Annotated in this window: 10 protein-coding genes; 3 read left to right on the forward strand and 7 right to left on the reverse strand. The window is 38.8% G+C overall.

The window, feature by feature from the left end:
* Positions 1–161: 161 nt before the first annotated feature.
* From AY601_RS09405 to AY601_RS09435, 7 genes are all read right to left on the reverse strand, one after another.
* Positions 162–2,891, reverse strand: coding sequence for a glycoside hydrolase family 3 protein (locus tag AY601_RS09405; RefSeq protein ID WP_068407363.1), 2,730 nt, complete (start codon positions 2,889–2,891; stop codon positions 162–164).
* Positions 2,892–2,963: 72 nt separating this feature from the next.
* Positions 2,964–4,397, reverse strand: a complete 1,434-nt coding sequence (locus tag AY601_RS09410) for an alpha-L-fucosidase (protein WP_068407366.1) — start codon at positions 4,395–4,397, stop codon at positions 2,964–2,966.
* A 99-nt stretch (positions 4,398–4,496) separates the two neighbouring features.
* Positions 4,497–6,104: a SusD/RagB family nutrient-binding outer membrane lipoprotein gene (locus AY601_RS09415; protein WP_068407369.1), complete on the reverse strand. Its 1,608-nt coding sequence runs from the start codon at positions 6,102–6,104 to the stop codon at positions 4,497–4,499.
* A 114-nt stretch (positions 6,105–6,218) separates the two neighbouring features.
* A complete protein-coding gene (locus AY601_RS09420; RefSeq protein ID WP_068399740.1) occupies positions 6,219–9,485 on the reverse strand; it encodes a SusC/RagA family TonB-linked outer membrane protein in 3,267 nt (1,088 codons plus the stop codon).
* Positions 9,486–9,560: 75 nt separating this feature from the next.
* Positions 9,561–10,739 carry an ROK family protein gene (locus AY601_RS09425; protein ID WP_068399743.1) on the reverse strand — a complete coding sequence of 393 codons (1,179 nt, stop codon included), beginning with the start codon at positions 10,737–10,739 and terminating at the stop codon, positions 9,561–9,563.
* Between the two features lie 258 nt (positions 10,740–10,997).
* Positions 10,998–11,288: a hypothetical protein gene (locus AY601_RS09430; RefSeq protein WP_068399746.1), complete on the reverse strand. Its 291-nt coding sequence runs from the start codon at positions 11,286–11,288 to the stop codon at positions 10,998–11,000.
* Positions 11,289–11,355: 67 nt separating this feature from the next.
* Complete coding sequence (locus AY601_RS09435; protein ID WP_068399748.1) at positions 11,356–12,465, reverse strand: hypothetical protein; 1,110 nt, start codon at positions 12,463–12,465, stop codon at positions 11,356–11,358.
* 211 nt (positions 12,466–12,676) lie between these two features.
* Between AY601_RS09435 and AY601_RS09440 the strand changes: the two genes are divergently transcribed.
* From AY601_RS09440 to AY601_RS09450, 3 genes are all read left to right on the forward strand, one after another.
* Positions 12,677–14,080 carry an alpha-amylase gene (locus AY601_RS09440; RefSeq protein ID WP_068399751.1) on the forward strand — a complete coding sequence of 468 codons (1,404 nt, stop codon included), beginning with the start codon at positions 12,677–12,679 and terminating at the stop codon, positions 14,078–14,080.
* Between the two features lie 135 nt (positions 14,081–14,215).
* Positions 14,216–15,250, forward strand: coding sequence for a hypothetical protein (locus tag AY601_RS09445; protein WP_068399753.1), 1,035 nt, complete (start codon positions 14,216–14,218; stop codon positions 15,248–15,250).
* A 590-nt stretch (positions 15,251–15,840) separates the two neighbouring features.
* Positions 15,841–18,726 carry a TonB-dependent receptor gene (locus AY601_RS09450; protein ID WP_068399756.1) on the forward strand — a complete coding sequence of 962 codons (2,886 nt, stop codon included), beginning with the start codon at positions 15,841–15,843 and terminating at the stop codon, positions 18,724–18,726.
* The last annotated feature ends 82 nt before the right edge of the window (positions 18,727–18,808 follow it).

Consider the following 18,808-nt stretch of genomic DNA (forward strand, 5'->3'; position numbering starts at 1 on the left):
TAACGTATCAGTCCAAAAAGCAAAGTTAATAAGATAAACCACATTCAGCTCCAATTTGAGCAAAAGAAACAGGGAAACGATTAACCCAGGCCAGCGCAATCAGATCCAGATGCTGCAAGTTTACACCACCGGGACCTGACAGGTTACCTCATTTTTTCTGATTATTTACTCACCTTTAAAGTGTCTTTTAACCACAGTTCTTTGCTCGAAGAACCGATCATTATTCTAAAGTCTCCGGGCTCGATTACCATCTTCATTTCTGCATTCAGCATTTTTAACATCTGGGCTGTGATCTCAAATGAAACTTGTTTAGATTCTCCAGTTTTTAACCTGACGCGTTCAAAACCTTTCAACTCTAAAACTGGTCTGGCTACCGTACTCAGCAGATCACGGATATAAAGCTGCACCACTTCTTCCCCATCATAAATTCCTGTGTTCTGTAAAGTAAAACTTGCTGTTACAGGTTCCATTTGTGATATATCTGTTTTACCCTTAATCTCTCTTTTACTTAACTTCAAATCTTTATACTCAAATTTTGTATAACTCAGCCCAAAGCCAAATGGGAAAAGAGGTTCACCACTCAGGTTATTATAATCATCGCCTCTGCCTGTTGGTTTGTGATTGTACACCAATGGCAGTTGTGATTCATGAACCGGATAAGTAATCGGTAGGCGGCCACCAGGATTATAGTCTCCGAATAAAGTTTCTGCTACTGCATTTCCCCCTTCTTCACCTGGATACCAGATCGCCAAAACTGCTGCAGCATCATTGTACCAATTGTTCATCGTGATTGCGCTGCCTCCAACCAATAAAACAACCACTGGTTTCCCGGATTTCTCCATAGCCTGAATCAGTTCTTCCTGGTTACCTGGCAAGCTCAATAATGCGCGATCCTGGAATTCTCCTTCTTTAATTCCCGCAGCTACCACAATAACATCTGCATTTTCAGCAAGTTTAACCGCATTAGCTAAATCTTTAGCACGTTCATCTGCCACACCGTAATTCCAGATTAACTTGATATGTGCATTGCCTTTAGGTTCTTTAAATTCTACACGGATTGCATAGGATTTATTCTGATCAAAAGAAAATGGAACTAACCGGGTATGATAAGATATTTTCTCCCATTGATCAATTAATAGTTTTCCATCCAGATAAAGACGGTAGCCATCATTGCCTTCCAATCCAATTTGATAAGTTCCGGATTTCGGTGCTTGAAGCGTTCCGTCCCACCGGATTGCATATTGATCTTTCTCTAAACGCTTATCCGGAGCAGATAGCGTCCACATAAAGTCTATGGCCTGATCTATTCGTGTAAAAACAGGTTTACCACTTAAAGAAAGATTATCAAAATAGGATGCGAGAAGTCCTGAAGCAGTGTCTGTCTTCAGAAATTGTTTAGCTACGGGTACATATAAAATCGGGTCACGTGTGCTCCCTTTACTGTAAGTCACTTTAACCTGCTCACCAGCTCTTTTTTTCAAACCATCTACTATATTAATCTTCCCATTACCAGTTCCACTGTAGCCTCCCAAGCGGGCTTCTGCAGCATCCTGTCCAACTACCAATATGTTTCTAATATTTTGTAGAGGTAACATAGATTTTTCATTCTTCAGCAAAACAAATGATTTCAAAGCAGCCTGCCTGGCAATAGCTTTATGACTTTGATCATTCAATGCATTCTCAGCATCCTTTTCAGAAACATAAGGGTTCTCAAAAAGTCCCAGTTCAAATTTGGCTCTTAAAACCCTGGAAACTGCATCGTCTATTCGCTGTTGAGGAATAGACCCATCAAGAAAAGGAGGAATAAACAATTTGTAATGTTCATATTCTGTTTGAAAAATCACATCCAAACCTGCAATAATCGCTTGTCTGGTCGCATCACTATAACCTGATGCTGTATAATGCAAAACGTTTGCACCACCAACCGCTCCGGCATCAGAAATAACGAACCCTTTAAAGTCCCATTCTGTTTTTAATTTTTGGGTCAGCAAATAAGCATTTGAAGTAGCAGGAGTTCCGTTTAAGCTGTTATATGCAGTCATCAGAGACCGGCTTTTTCCTTGTTGTATGGTTGCTTTAAATGGAGGAAAGTAAATTTCTTCCAGTAAACGTTCATCAGCATGAATTGGATAACTATCCCGGCCACCATCGCCAACATTAGCTACAAAATGCTTAGGTGTGGTAATAATATTCTGTTTTTCAAACGCACTGACAAAAGCCAGTCCCATTTGAGAAGTAAGAAAAGGATCTTCACCATAAGTTTCTTCCGTGCGTCCCCAACGCACATCCGCAGCAATATTGACTACCGGTGTTAAAATATCCCTGATTCCTCTGATTTTAGTTTCCTGAGCAATTGTGCCAGCAACTTGTCCCATCATAGCGGTATCAAAGCTGGCTGCAAGACCAATAGACTGAGGAAAAGCCGTAGCTCCTTGTCTCACCAATCCATGAAGCGCTTCATCAAATGCTATAATAGGAATACCCAAACGGCTTTCTGTGACGAAATAACGCTGTATTGCATTAATCTTTTTGGCCAGCGTAAAAGCATTTTCCTTCGTATTATAGCTAAGCATTTGTCCGGCGCCGCCCCCTCCCTGAGAAACTGCACTAACCTGTAAACCAAAGATCCCGTTTTTATAGCGGTTTTTATCCACTCCATCCAGATCTCCAGGAATCATAAAAAGCTGCCAGAATTTCTCTTCCGGAGTCATCCTGGAAAGCAAATCCTTCACTCTTTTTTCAATGCTGATACCTGGATTTTTATATAAGGGCGAAACTGATGACACCTTTATCCGGCTTTTATTTTTAACTACTTTAAGTGTATCATTCGCAACAGCAACATAACTAAACAAAGAAAGCAGGAACGGCAATAAAACAACTTTATATTTCATCTGATAATTATTTATTTTTCTGTCAGCTGAGCCCGACATAATTATAATTTAAAAAGGCACTTCCTATAACAACTAAGTAGCAGGTGTAAATTCAAAAGACAATGCGGCTTCTGCACTCCCAGCATTTGCTGGTAATTCTACCGTGGTTTTATCATTTGACACAGTCCATTTTAGAGACTGACCAGTAGAAACAAGCTTCAGGACTGTCCCCTTCTTTGGTGAATTCCCTATCCAGTTAATAGTCCTTTCCGGCTGTTCTCCAACATTTCTACAGTAAATCGCATACCTTAATTTACCATCTTTACTTTGCGTAAACCAGGTTTGGCCACTGTGGTAGTTCTTAGTAATCCTGGTATTGTAAATGGCTTTACCATTTTTAGAAGTCCACTGACCAATCTCATTTAATTTAGTCACAACCGAGGCTGGTAACGTACCATCTGGATCAGGCCCAATCCCTAAAAGCAAACTTCCACCTTTAGCTACAATTTCCACGAGTTTGTGAATCACCTCACTGGCAGGTTTATACTGATCATTCGGAACAAATCCCCATGCCCCGCCAAGGGTCATGCAGCTTTCCCATGGATGATCCAGTTGTGTATCAGGAATCTTTTGTTCTGGCGTCTGATAATTCTCGTAAGGCCCATGAACAGTTCTGTCAACCATTAAAATACCAGGTTGCGCTTTTCTGGCCATCCGGGCTATTTTAGGCATATCTATATCCTGGCTCCATTTTGGAATCTCAGCGCCCCAGGAGCGCACTTCTTCATTGACAGTCTCCAATGGTCTGACCCACCCTCCATCAAGCCATAAAATATCAATACCGCCATAGCGGGTCATGAGTTCTTCCAGCTGATTATAGGCAAAACCTTTAAATTTGTTCCATCTCCATGGATTTTTCTGAATATCATAGTTGTTGTTCCGGTTAGGCGTAGCATATTTAGACCACCAGTAATATTCAGAATGCCAGTCAGGCTTGGAAAAATAAGCACCAATCATGAAGCCCTCTTTTCTAAAAGAATCAAATACATATTTGGCCACATCTGCTTTCGGATCTTTTGCAAAAGGGCCTTTAGCAATACTAAAATCAGATTCCTTCGTGTCAAACATGGCGAAACCGTCATGGTGTTTGGTAGTAAAAACAAGGTATTTCATCCCTGCACTTTTACCCGCTTTTGCCCATTGTTCCGGATTAAAGTGCACCGGGTTAAAAGCTTTACTCAATCCCCAGTACCACTTCTTATAATCGTCATAAGTCTTTGTACTGTCGCGTTCTATCCAGTCTTCTGAACAAAGCGTCCAGGATTCTATGATACCAGGTACGGCATATAATCCCCAGTGAATTATCATTCCGAATTTCTGATCCTGCCATTTGTCAAGTTTCTTTTTAACCAGCGGATCTGTTGGTGCTTCATAAACGGTTGATTGCTGATGAACTCCATTTTCTTGTGCTGTTAACTTGCCGGCAGCACAAATCAGCATCGCCGCAATTATAATTTTTGTTTTCATTAGGATCGGATTTGTTGAACTGATTTTATCTCCTGAATATAAAAATGTCCCGGCTAAAACAACTAACCGGGACAAGGTATTAACTAAAAATGCTATAGCTTACGGTTGCCAGAAAATCTTGGTTTTACGCGTATCCTTAGCTTGAACAGCCTGATAATTTGCTGCATTCAGAATCTTTTCTTTACCTGGATAAATTAACCTGTTTGGAGGAGTATCAAAACCTGATAGTTTACCATCTGCAGGGAAAGTTAAAACAGGGAAACCAGTTCTTCTGTATTCAGACCAGGCTTCTGTAGATTGAAGTACCCCTAAATGCACCCATTTCTGAGTATAAATATTAGCCAGTTTATTTGCAGAAGTACCCGCATAAGCAGCTGAAGATGTATTCACCCAGGTATCTATAGTAGCAGCGTCGGGAGCCTGAACATTCACATATCCACCACCCTGATTTAAGTTATTCAGGTAGTAATAAAAAGTAACAGATTGTCTTAAGGCATTTCCATAAGCAGTTTGTGCACTGGCTGAACTACCCCATCTTTCAAAAGCCTCTGCTTTCAAAAAATTCACTTCAGAAGCAGTGATCACAATACCTGGTAATTTTTGATTAAACAGGAAAGTTGCAGAGTCAAGTACTGAATAATCCGCAAATTTAGTTTCCTGCTCTGATGCAATCATCGTAACCGGCATAGCCTTATATGTTTTATTAGGCACAAATACATCCTTTTTATCAATCTTCACTATCCTGCCGTATTTATCATAAATTACAGGAATACGCGGATCATTGGCTGGCAACATCACCGTGTTTAACATATAATCTGTAGCATACCAGCTACCTTCCATAAAAGCAGCCCTTAAATCACTGGTGCTATTGGTTAAAGGTTGTAGTAAAACATCGGATGCCCCCGGGTTATATGAAGGATTATTTCCTCCATCGATTAATGGAAAAGCGGACGGATTGTTTAACATATCCAATACTGCTGTTCTGGCTGTTCCTTCGTCAACTTTTGAAATGCGCATCAGTAATCTTAAGCGTAAAGAATTGGCATAGCGCACCCACTGATTGACATCGCCTTTCAGCAAAATATCCGCTTTGGAAAAATCTTTATTGGTCGGGTTCGCTTTGAAGTAAGCAGCAGCAGTAGTCAGATCACTGATAAAACTGGTATACAATGCTTTTTGCTCATCAAATTTAGGATTTACAATCGTACTGCTTGTTTCCAGACTCCCTGTTTCACTATAAGGAATATCTCCCCATAAGTCTACCATTTTTGCGGCCTGCTCTATCAATACAACCTTTGCAGCCTGCATAATTATAGCCTGAGTCGCTTTTTCCGCATCCGAAAGTGTTTTGAATTTGACTTCCATAGAACGATATTGTGCCATACTTCCACTACCGTTACCACCTGTAGCATAAAAATCATCCCAATAGTTCTGAGAATAACCGTCATTTTGCTGATAAACTGAAATTGCATTCGGGAAATAAGAAGTCTGCGCATATACGCCAGGCATCTGACATAAAAAAGTACGTACATTCCAATATTTCGCCGCGACTCTGTCATTGTTCAACATCGCAGTAAAAAGGCCTGGAACACTAGCATCACGTGCTTTTTCCGGGTTATAGAATTTATCTTCAAGTGCTTTTTTGCAACTCACTAATGACGTCGCTGCAACTAAAACAAAGCTTATATTTATAATTAATTTTTTCATCTGTCTGAATTTATTTTTATCGGTGATGAAGCTATCATCTGCTACCCAATCCAGTTCGTTTAGGTTTCTGTTTTGCTGCAAATGATGGTTTCATTTTTATCAGGATTAATGCGATTAGAAATTCGCGCTTATAGAAAAACCATAATTTCTTGAGGCAGCTGTTGAACCTACATCTACTCCTTGTGACCACCATTTATTTCCTAGCGGTGCTTCAGGATCCAAATCTTTCATCGTACGCCAGATATAGAATAAATTACGGCCAATCAATGAAACTCTCAGGTTGGTGATTTTAAGTTTACTGGTAAATGAAGCTGGCAATTTGTAGCTTAATACCACTTCTCTCATTTTGATAAAACTGTTATCAAAAATTTCTCCATCTGTCAAAGAACCTTCTCCCCAGTTGTAAGTATTGATATAATAATCAGCAGCAGAAATAACTTTGGTATTCGGTAAGCCTGTAGTCTGGTTTACACCTTGTAATAGTACACCGTCGTTATACGTTTTACCATTACTGGTGTAAGCAATTCCACCGTGTTCAGCATCTCTGAATTCCATAGAGTTTTCCAGCATACCTGCTCCACGCATATATTTAAGATTTGGAGATAGCATCTTTCCGCCGAAACGGCCATCAATAGTAAAATCTAAAGAGAAGTTACCATAGCTGAAGGTATTAGAGAAACCACCTACAACTTTCGGCATAATGTTCCCTGCTTTAACATAAGTACTGTTGTCCATCACATACAAACCATCAGCATTAATGATATAATTGCCTTTGGAATCTGTTGCTCTTGGGCGTACATAGATATTACCTAATTCTTCTCCGGCTTTAGCTACAATTTTAGCAGTTGCCTGATCTGAAGAATAGAAATTCAACTCTGACATACCTTCCATTAATGAAATTACACGCGATTTATTAGAGGAGAAGTTTAAACGTGTGTCCCAACGGAATTTACCAGCTTTTACAGGAGTTGCATTTAAAGCGACTTCAAATCCTCTGCTTCCAATTTCACCCACATTTACAATTTGACTGGTTGCACCAACAGTTGAGCTTACTTGTAGTGGTACAATCTGGTTTTTAACACGGTTGTTGTAGTAACTCACGTCTAAACCAAGACGTCCTTCTAAAAAGCGGGTTTCCAGACCAAATTCTGCTTCATGTTTCTTTTCTGGCATTAAACTGTTATTTCCATAAGCATTAGCAGCTACTAACGAAGGAACTGAACCATTTATAGTTTGAAGAGAAGTTTGTGTATAGACAATATTTGATTCATATAAAGGTGGCGCATTACCAACCACACCATAAGAAGCCCTTAATTTACCATAGTTCCAGAAACCTGGTAATTTCACTACATCGCTGAAAACAAAACCACCATTTAATGAATAGTAAGAGTATTTGTTATTTTGCGGAGGCAGCGTAGATGCATATTCCTGACGGGCTGTACCTTCTAAGAACAAGAAGTCTTTATAGCTTAAATTTAAGATTCCCAGGTAAGCATATTTAGATTGTTGTTTTCTGGTGTCAGATGTTTCAGCAACACTGAATGAATTGCTGATTGCAAACCAGTCTCTTGAAACCAGTCCATCTTTCGTATTCGATTGCTGGTCTTTATAAGTTTCATTTCTACCCTGGTAACCTCCACTTACTGACAGGCTCAGATCTTTACCAATTTTGTTGGAGTAAGTTAATAAAGCGTCTCCATATAAAACTGCATATTGACCTTGTGTTGTCGTGTATCCACCAGTACTGGTATTCCCATTTAATGCAATCGGAACTTCAGTAAACTGACGGTTTTCTGTTCTTGCACCTGTATAGTCATTACCTATACGTCCTCTGAATTTCAGATTTTTAGCAATATCATAGTTTAAAGTAAAACTTGATAGTAATCTGTTTTCATTTTCAACATACTCGTTTTTCAATTGCTGCCAGTAGAAATCCAATAAATTGGTTGCTCTGATATTGTAAATGAATGGCTCAGGGCGATCCAGCTGGTCGAAAGTGGCATATTTATACCCGTCACTAGTCTGGAATTTTTGTTTCATCAGGTTCATATCTTCAGCACGGCTAAAGAAACCACCGAATGAGCCTAAAACCTGGCCCAATTGATAAGGTCTGTTTTTTGTGATCGTATTTACATAACTCACAATTACATCTGCGGAAAGTTTTGGCGCAAGTTTAATCGTAGAGTTTAAGTTGAAAGAGTTTTTTGAGCCTGTGTTTCCTGGCTGTGTACCTTTATAATCCAGACGTGATGCTGAGAAACGGTAATTGATAGCTTCACTTTGGTTAGAGATAGCCACGTTTGCGTTTGAGGTATAACCTGTTTGATAAACGTCTTTATAATTATCCGGTTGCGGAGAATAAGAACGGATCGAACCATCCCACCATTTTACTTGCTGACCTTCCATTTTAGGGCCAAAGTTTGAATAGGCTCTAAAATATGGTCTTAACCCTGTTGGTGAAGTCGCATCTACATTCCAGCCATCTTCACGGCCGACATTGGCTAAGTTAGTTTTCCTGTCATAACCTGGCCCATATACGTTTTGGAAATTTGGTAAAAAAGCAACCTGATCAACTGATCCCTGGTAATTAAAATCAATTCCAAGACCTTTTCCTTTGATTCCTTTTTTAGTGGTAATTACAACTACACCACTTCCAGCATCCGAACCATATAAAGCAGAAGCACTCGCTCCTTTTAAAATAGTCATACTTTCAATATCCGCAGGATTGATATCTAAAATACCGTTTCCCCTGATACGCTGATCTCCCCAGTAGTCATTGTTGTTAGCACCTTTAGCTCCATTCTGGCCATCATTTCTAATCATTACCCCATCTACAACATATAAAGGTTGCTGGTTATAACTGATCGAATTGATTCCACGGATTTGTACGCTTACCGCACTGCTCGCACCACCTGGTGCAGTAGTAATTTTTACTCCGGCAGCTTTACCATATAAAGCGGATGCAAAATTGGTATTACCAGCTTCTGTTAATTGTTTAGCTGTGACCGTACTTACTGCATATCCTAATGATTTTTCTTGTCGTTTAATCCCTAATGCGGTAGTTACAACAACTTCATTCAGACTGTTTGCACTTTCAATCAAGGTAACGTTTAGTGAGGTTTGATTCCCAATAGTGACTTCCTGTTTGGCATATCCTACCGCAGAGAAAGACAAAACATCATTTGTACTGGCGGTAATTGAAAACTTTCCAGCGCCATCTGTCTGGGTAACTTTAGAAGTGCCTTTTAGTGAAACACTAACTCCCGGCACAGGGCCGGAAGCATCCCTTACTGTCCCGGTAAGGGTTTTCTGTGCAAAAGCGCTGACTGTCAACAGAGTTAACAGAAAAACGCTTAAATACTTTAAGTAAATTTTTCTCATGTTTAGTGTGATCTAGGTTAGTTATTCGATTTAGTTTTATTTTATATTAGTTGTTAATTTGAATTAAAAGTTAAATCAGTCAAATTCGCAATGCTCAATGACTAAGCTTGCTCCTGCCAGTAATTCTGCATCTGCGGCTAATTCTGAGAGTACGACTGAGGTCTGAGCAGCTATTCTTGGAATACAGAACTCATTGATAGCCTGTTGTATAGGTGGAAGTAATATTTTACCAGCTGCTGCACCCCTACCGCTTAGTACGATACATTCAGGATTCATAATATGGATTAATGTGGCCACACCTTTTCCAATATGAAACGCTGCTTCAGAAAGAATAGAAACGGCTAAAGGATCGTGGTTACTGGCTGCTTCTAAAAACAACTCCCCTGTATTTCTGCTTTCATCTTTAAAAAGCTCAGTCATACTGGTTGCTTCGCCAGCTTCCATAGCCAGCTTAGCTTTATGTGTCATCACCAAAAGAGAGGTTTCCACTTCCAGACAGCCGCGTTTGCCACAAGAGCATAACGTATTGGTTGTAGATAAAGGGATATGGCTGAATTCACCTGCGTATCCGCTGTTTCCACGGTATAACTGGCCGTTGATAATCATACCTAAACCAGTTCCCCAGCCAATATTAACGACCATTACATCTTTCATTCCTACTGCGGCACCAAAAAACAACTCCGCATTGGCGATCAGGCGTGAATCATTATCTATAAATACCGGAAGTTTAAGCCTGGTTGTTAAATATTGACCAAAATGAGATCCGTCTTTAGTTTTTAGATGCGTGTAGTTTACGCCTTCTTCTGCACTGATAAAACCAGGCATACCGATGCCAATCCCCAAAAATTTCTTTTGATCTATACCAGATTCTTTAATATTTCCAGCAATAAATGAAACAAGTTTGTCTACTGCTTCTTCATCATCCAGAATGTCAAGTTCAAGTTTTTTAACGGGAAGAATGATTGTATTGGCCAGATCATAGATGATTAACCTGGCGGTGAACTGATCTGTAGCGACAGAAATAACATAGCGCTGTTTTTCAATATTTAAAAGGAATAAAGAGGCTCTTCTTCCCCCTGTTGAAGGCCCAAGGCCCTGCTCCTGCACATATCCTTCTGAAACCAGGTCATTGACTACTTTAGTAACCAATGGTAAACTCTTAGCAGTCAGTTTACTTAGCTCAGTTAGCGAAAGTGGATTTTTATAATAAAGTTGCTTGATAATATCAACTCTTAATAGTTCCCTATTATTCATAGTTGCAATAGTCTGGTTTAGTTGCCTTTACCAAACTTAATAATTAAATTTTAAACATTACTAATACTTATTAAATAAAATAAAAAGTATTAGTAATGTTTAAAATTTAATTATCAACTATAATATTGAAGCTATATTTTGTTCAGGCAGAAAAAAAATATTCCTTTTTGAGAATACTCATCTTACCGGCCTGCTCTAAATGTATTTTAGCCAGTGACTTAAGGTCATTAAGATTACTATTTATTCTGATGCTTTCCATCAAATATGTTCATCATGGTATAAGTCAATTTCATGGCCTACACCCTCAACCAGATATTCAGAAAGGGAAATATCCTCATGATCATCATTTGCAGGGTCTGGCTCATACATCGGCAGGTCTCCAGCAATGACATCTGCAGGAGGAACCTGTTCCCAATTATGCCCGTCAAAATAGACAGCCCCCAATATTCCTCCGAAATAAATTACTTTGAAATAGCCCTTGTCGTCGGGCAGGATGGTTAAGGTAATTTCTTTTTTACCGTGTTTGATTTTAATGTTAAATGGTTCCATATGCTGATTACTGCCCTTTTGTGGGTGAAAGGTTTAAACATCAGCTTGTATAAAATGTTTTTAAATTCTATGGAAGATCTTTTTTGAATTTTTCAAAAAGCTCAGGATTCAATACTTTAAAGTTCTTTTTTAAATCACCTTGTTCAGCATCAGCGGCCACGATTACAAAATCACTTGTTTTATTCAGCTTGAATTCATTCAGCACTATTTTCAATTTCAGCACCACGTTTAAAATTGCTTTTCTTGCTTCCTTATATTTTTGCCGCATTTCAGTTTCCTGATTATAGAATTCAAAAAAGTCCGCTGTTTCCTGATCCATACTCACTTCCCTATTATATTGATAATCTGCAGGATTCCAGACGATCCATTTAGCTTTAGCTCCTTGAGCAGCTTGCCAATGGTCCTTTTCAGCTTTGGTACCATAAGCAATAGCGGGTGGAAAAAAATTACTATTCCCATAATTGATGTATATACAGTATATTTCTTCTTGTATACTATACTCGCGGATGTTTTGCTGAAGCACTGAGAATAATCTTTCTTCAGCTATAGTAGTAAGCTGGATAAAACTTATTGATTGATCAGGCTTCCGGTAAATGACCTGTTCCTGATTTTCTATAATAGTTTCCAGCAAACCAAACTGATCATATTTGTATTCATGGTCCCTGTCTGTTTCAAAATCATCAAATTCCAGGTGCCACTTCTTTTCGGTCAGCTTTTGATTTTGGTTATAATAATAAGTGGCATAATCACATTTGCATTGCGTATCAGCAACAGTGATATGTTTGGTGAGCTGACCTTGCTCCTCATAAAACATGGAAATACTTTCTATCTCCTGCTCCTCATAAGAAAACCTATAACGGATTATCATCCCTTGAGTTCTGACATAAAATGTCTGATAAAAATATTGCTCAAAACTAGTGTATTGTCTTTCAACGATGATTTCACCTTGATTATTTAAACCATACTGACAATGCTCCGCTTTTTTTTCAGGCTCTGCTTTGAGTTTACGCCCTCTTGTCCAATGATTACTTTCATAATGAAAAGGTTCCGGATTATATAAATCACTGGTTGCCCAGAACCATGTTGTAACCTGGCGCTCAGTTTCGATTTTTAATTGTTCAAAAGCTGCTTTTGTAAAGTGCTTGAATTTTATTTTAAGATCGGCTATTTCTTTCATTATAATCTACTGCAGCTATGAATTATCAATCCAGCTAAGATAGCTGAATCGATTTCTTAACCAAAGACTGATGAACTTAAATGAATAATCTTGTTCAGATTAAATAAATAATTGTATTTTTATTCTGGTTCGGGAACGTTCCCGAACCAGAATAATCTGTTGGGAAACAGCACAGAGACCAAACATTAAACCAAATAAATAACCAAATAGTATGAACAAAGAATCATCTTACCTACCAGGAAGGACTGCCCTTATTATGGCCTTTTTTCTCTCCTTTTCTGCCTGCAAAAAGTCAGCAATCACTGACCTTGCCCCAGCAGATAATTTTAAACAGACTCAAGTAGATGCTGCTACCGGTTCGGGAAGCGATGTCATGATGCAAGCATTTTACTGGGACGTTCCTCAGGGCGGCTGGTGGAATACACTGAATGACAAAATCCCAGCATGGAAAGCAGCAGGAATTGGTGCAATATGGCTTCCACCCGCTACTAAAGCACAAGGTGGTGCAACAAGCATGGGTTATGATCCATACGATTATTTTGATTTCGGCAGCTACAATCAAATGGGAACAAAACCCACACGATTTGGAGATTCCACCAGCCTTGGCAAATTGATAGCTACTGCGCACAATAATAGTATAAAAGTATATGCTGATATCGTGCTCAATCATTGCAGCGGAGGAACCTTAGAAGCGAACCCTTATACCAGTACCAGTACTTATACTAAATTTACTCCGCTATCCGGTAAATTCCAGCGTACCTACAATGATTTCCATCCAAACGACATAGAAGCCGCTGATGAGGGTGCTTTTGCCGGATTCCCGGATCTTTGCCATAAAAAAGCAAATGTCTCTAACTGGATTTATAACGCATCTTATAGCATGTCTAAATTCTATAAAAACAGTCTCCACTTTGATGGATTTCGTTTTGATTATGTAAAAGGTTATGGGGCCTGGGTAGTCAAAAACTTCGTGAACAGCGTAGGTGGCCCTGCAGCTGTTTTTGCTGTCGGTGAGGAATGGGATGGAAATGCAGCAAATTTACAGAACTGGGTAGATGCAACTGAACAAACCTCTTCAGCTTTTGATTTTGCCTGTTTTTATGCCATGAACAGTGCTTTTGATAAGAATGACCTGACGCGTCTTAACGATGATATGTTATTAAAGAGAAACGCAGCCAAGGCTGTTACTTTTGTGAGTAACCACGATACAGATATTACGACGAATAAATATTCTGCTTACGCTTATATCATGACACATGAAGGCTATCCTTGTGTCTTTTATAAAGATTACGAGAATCTGCTGGACAAAAACAGGATGAATAACCTGATCTGGATCCATAAAAATCTGGCTGGAGGGACAACGACCAATTTATATTCAGCCGCTGATCAGTATATTGACAGAAGAAATGGATACGGTACGCTTCCTGGATTAATTGTCTACTTTAATGGTTCTGATAACTGGCAACAACAGTGGGTAACTTCTAACTGGGGTGGTAAAAAGATAAAAGAATATACAGGCGCATCTAACTGGGAGCCAACTGTTGCAGCTGACGGAAGGGTATTGATACAAGTTCCTCCACATGCCTATTCAATCTGGTCTGTTACCGGATTATAACTCAAATCATAATTCATGATCAGGGGTTGAAGTGTTTTTTTAGTTTAAACGGCTTAAACTATCAAAACTACTTCAACTCCCTATTTATAATATTTATCAAATACGCATTAAATCTTTGATACACATCCATTTCCTATGAAAAGACTCGTTCCTTTACTCCTCTTCACCTTACTCTTTGCCTGTAAAAATCATTCCGAAACTAAAAGAATCAAAGGTGATTTGAACTATATACCAGTTACCATGGAGTCTGAGCAAATCATCGCCGGGCTCTATCTGACTGCTGATATCCAAACACAAGAACTACGTGCTGACATTGACCTTAGCAATCCGGGCAGCGACGTGTTGACCATTAGTGAAATTGAAATAGCCACAGCAGCAGGACTCCGGTCTTTACCCCTAACAGGAAGTACTGGTCCAATTGTCCTGAAACCGGGAGAAAACAAATCTCTTTCTTTAAAATTCCAACCTTTAAATGATCTTAAAACCAATCAGCTTACGGGCAGAAATGGATATTTTAAATCCCTATACAATCTGGTCATCAATTATAAAACGAAAGACAATAAACCTGCAACACCTAAAGATTATAGCCAGGATCAACATTCTGGTAGCGCACCAACAGTAACCAGCATGACAACGGCTTTAGCACCGGATGACTATAAAGCCTATCTTAAAAAGTATCAAGTTACTGCCAATAGTTATTCATTTAACACATCTTCTGATTTCACTAAAAAGCAGCAGGCTTATTTAAGTGGTATTAAACAAGTTAAACAGCCACCCTTCGTTTATGTAAGTGCTCAGGAAATTGCCGTCTCAGGTGTAAATTTCAAGTTGAGGAGTTATCAGGAGCGTGACACCTTAAATGCAGAAATATTTATTGTAAACCATTCAGGTTTCCCTCTGAAAATAAACAAAGACAACCTGGATATCAGCTATACCGATGAGTCTCCTTCAGTTCATTTGAACGAGGCGATCACTGTAGAAAAGATATCAGGATCAAAACAGGATTTATATACTTTAGAAAAAGGTGACCGGGTTTTAATCCGTCTTAAAAAACCGTTTAAAACTAAAGCTGAAAAAGTAATTTTATCATTCAATAAAGTGTTCGAATTCAACAATCAGACTCCATTATTTAACGATAACATTGAATTGGTGAAAGTTAATTTGCCATAGCTTATCAAAAAGCTATCATTATCTCACTACAAAGGTATTATCCTAAATAAACTTAAATAAAGAATATTAAGGATACGGCCTGAAAACAAGTCACATTTTTTTTACGCTGAATTTCGGGATTACAGAGAGCTGATTATCTATTCCAATGAAATTAAATCGATTTTTCAGGCCCTAACCTCCGCATAGTCCTAAAAAAGAAACGGAAAATCCTCATCTCACAAAAAAAACAATCAAATACAAACAGAAAGCTGAAATAAAACCACACAAAATCATACATATACTATAGAATTAGATTACAATACAATTTAAAAACAGCTCAACATAGAAAGATGAAAAACAAACTTAGATCATACTACTATATAAACTCGAAGAATCAATTTACAATGATTAAACCTAATAAACAACAGCTAAACTCAGAAAACTTATAAACAATATCTTATTAACCCACAACATCTTATAAAAACTTCCCAAACGAGCCCAAAAATTGACAATTAAAACAAATACATAAAATAAAAAAAACGATAAATAGAATTGTAACAATAAATTTATCGTAATATTTTAGTTAGCTTACAGTCTAAACAAACCTAACTATGATAAAAACCTTACACAAGATCGTTTTCATCGCCTTTTTTCTGATGATTTCGAGCCAGCTATTCGCCCAGGTACTCAAGGGCAAAGTCACTGATTCTGCAGGACTCGCAATTCCAGGCGCAACATTACAGGTGACCGGCCTTAAATTGGGGACTTCCACAGATTCTAATGGAAAATATGCCATTAAGTTTCCAAAAAATGGTGCTTACAAACTCCGTATATCTTTTACAGGATATCAGAACACAGAAGCGGCAGTTCAAATAGACAGCAGTTCAAAAACCACAGATTTTGTTTTAATGGACACTAAAACATTATTGCAGAATGTTGTTGTAATTGGTTCCAGATCTTCAGTACCCAGAACAAACATCGAAAGTGTAGTTCCCGTAGATTTAATTACGACCAAGGATGTGAAAACATTTGCACAGGTAGATCTGACCCAGATTTTAAATTACGTAGCTCCTTCATTTAGTTCTAACAGACAAACTGTTGCCGACGGAACAGACCATATTGACCCAGCTTCACTGCGCGGATTAGGCCCTGACCAAGTACTCGTTTTAGTGAATGGAAAACGCAGGCATACTACAGCGCTGGTTAATATCAATGGTACATTTGGCCGTGGCTCTGTAGGTACCGATTTAAACTCAATCCCTGTTGCAGCTATTGAACGGATAGAAGTTTTGCGCGATGGTGCAGCAGCTCAATACGGTTCTGACGCTATTGCAGGCGTTATCAATATTGTACTGAAAAAGATAACCCCTTATAGTTTCTCTACTTCTTTCGGCCAATCTGACTCTAAGGCCTTAGGACGCGATTTTAGCGACGGACGTACTTTTCAAGCCGACTTCAGCAAAGGATGGGCATTTAACAATGACAAGGGTTTTATCAATTTTGCAGGCCAGTATATCAAGCGCGACTATACAAACCGGGGCGGTTTAGATACCCGTCCGCTTTTATACTCAGCAGCACCGGCAAAGGGTGCACTGGAAACTGAAGCCGCGTTTGAAACCAGATATGCAGGTCTGAAAGCTGCAGATGATGCAAGAGCAGCTGCCAATGGACTGGATAGAAATAATATGCGCGTAGGAAACTCTGATTCAAAAAACGGAGGCTTCTTCTTAAACGGACAATATAATTTCACTAAAAGCTCCAACCTTTACTTTGCAGCCGGATACACCCATAAAACAGGGAACGCTGCTGGATTTTTCCGTTTACCGACCCAGACTACACAGATTGACCTGACTTTATTTCCAAATGGATTTCTTCCTTTTATAGCCACAAAAATTAATGATCTTTCTTTCTCTGTCGGCTCAAAAGGTAAAATCGGAACATGGGATTATGATATCAGTAATACCAGTGGGGAAAATAATATTAAATTCAATATCAACAATACGGTTAATGCTTCCCTCCCGCTGGGCACAAGTCCAACTTCATTTTACGCAGGGGAATTATTGTTCAGACAAAACACCAGCAATCTGGACCTGAATAAAAAACATGAGTTTGATGGCGGCTTTATTACTTCCTTAAACACAGCATTTGGTGGAGAATTCAGAATAGATAATTATCAGATCAAACCAGGCGAAGAACTTTCTTATTCTTTCGGCCAGCCATCGGCGGGTATTCCGGGAAGATTAGTGGGCACTTCATTTACAGCTGCAGGCGCACAGGTATTTCCTGGTTTTAAGCCCGGTAACGCAATTGATAAATCAAGAAATAACGTCAGTGCTTATGCTGATTTTGAAGCCGAATTTGGTCCAAGAGTCTTATTAGAAGCCGCAGGACGCTATGAAAAATACAGTGATTTCGGTTCTAACTTTTCTTATAAATTCACGGGTAAAGTAAAATTATTTGGCGACATCTCTTTACGCGGTGCATACGCCACAGGTTTCAGAGCCCCTTCTCTACATCAGCGCTATTTCAACAACGAGAGTACACAGTTTGTTGCAGGAAATCCAACGCAAGTTTTAACAGTTAACAATGACAATCCTATTGTTTCTCAGTTTGGTGTTGGTTCTTTAAAACCCGAAATTTCCAGATCAGGAAGTTTGGGTTTAGCAGGAAAAATAGCTAAAACTTTTACTTTCACAATCGACGCCTATAATATTGATATTAAAGACCGTATTGTTTTCTCTAGTCAATATGCGCGCGAAAGAACAAGTGCAGGCGCATTGATTCCAACAGGTGTAGTCAACCAGATTTTAAATACAGTTGATCCGAATGCGCAAGTGAACAGCGTACAGTTTTTCACCAATGCCATTACCACAAATACAGCTGGACTGGATGTAGTACTGACTAATAAATTTTATTTAGGCAGTAAAAGCAATTTATTACTAAGCATTGCAGGAAACTTAAATAAAACTGTTGTGAGAAGCATTAATGGAGGGGATAAAATAGAAAGCGATCCGACACTAAAGGCTAAATTATTTGACCGTTTAGAACGTTCACGCTATGAAAGTTCAGTTCCTAAAAACAAACTGAACATTACGGCTAACCTGACTATTGACAAGTTAAGCTTTGTAGCAAGAACTGTTCGTTTCGGAGAAGTTACCTATTTGAATGCGATTGACCCAAACATTCCATCGAATAATCTGCCAGTACAACTGGATCAGACATTTACACCAAAATGGGTTACCGATTTCTCCGTAAGTTATGCAGCAAACAAAACTTTAACATTAACTATTGGTGCGAATAACATTTTTGATGTATATCCTGATAAGCTATATATCAATCCAAGAAATAATGCCAATAATTTAAGCGGTATTCCTACCGAAAATTATACTGGAAACCTTGATAATACTTCAAACGGAAGGTTCCTATATCCAAGAGCAATCAGCCAGTTTGGATACAGTGGTCGTTATGTATATGCAAAAATTGGCTGTACATTCTAAGCTTTAGTAAAATGGGAAAGGGTTAATCAACCTTTCCCATTTTATACTCCTATCCCCCCCTTTCAGCAATCCCATTGCTTCC

This window comes from Pedobacter cryoconitis, assembly GCF_001590605.1.
GTDB classification, from domain to species: Bacteria; Bacteroidota; Bacteroidia; order Sphingobacteriales; family Sphingobacteriaceae; genus Pedobacter; species Pedobacter cryoconitis_A.

What these genes read in the sequence shown, in the direction of transcription:
- AY601_RS09405 (WP_068407363.1), bottom strand. Translation starts at nt 2,891, where the DNA reads ATGAAATATAAAGTTGTTTTATTGCCGTTCCTGCTTTCTTTGTTTAGT.
- AY601_RS09410 (WP_068407366.1), bottom strand. Translation starts at nt 4,397, where the DNA reads ATGAAAACAAAAATTATAATTGCGGCGATGCTGATTTGTGCTGCCGGC.
- AY601_RS09415 (WP_068407369.1), bottom strand. Translation starts at nt 6,104, where the DNA reads ATGAAAAAATTAATTATAAATATAAGCTTTGTTTTAGTTGCAGCGACG.
- AY601_RS09420 (WP_068399740.1), bottom strand. Translation starts at nt 9,485, where the DNA reads ATGAGAAAAATTTACTTAAAGTATTTAAGCGTTTTTCTGTTAACTCTG.
- AY601_RS09425 (WP_068399743.1), bottom strand. Translation starts at nt 10,739, where the DNA reads ATGAATAATAGGGAACTATTAAGAGTTGATATTATCAAGCAACTTTAT.
- AY601_RS09430 (WP_068399746.1), bottom strand. Translation starts at nt 11,288, where the DNA reads ATGGAACCATTTAACATTAAAATCAAACACGGTAAAAAAGAAATTACC.
- AY601_RS09435 (WP_068399748.1), bottom strand. Translation starts at nt 12,465, where the DNA reads ATGAAAGAAATAGCCGATCTTAAAATAAAATTCAAGCACTTTACAAAA.
- AY601_RS09440 (WP_068399751.1), top strand. Translation starts at nt 12,677, where the DNA reads ATGAACAAAGAATCATCTTACCTACCAGGAAGGACTGCCCTTATTATG.
- AY601_RS09445 (WP_068399753.1), top strand. Translation starts at nt 14,216, where the DNA reads ATGAAAAGACTCGTTCCTTTACTCCTCTTCACCTTACTCTTTGCCTGT.
- AY601_RS09450 (WP_068399756.1), top strand. Translation starts at nt 15,841, where the DNA reads ATGATAAAAACCTTACACAAGATCGTTTTCATCGCCTTTTTTCTGATG.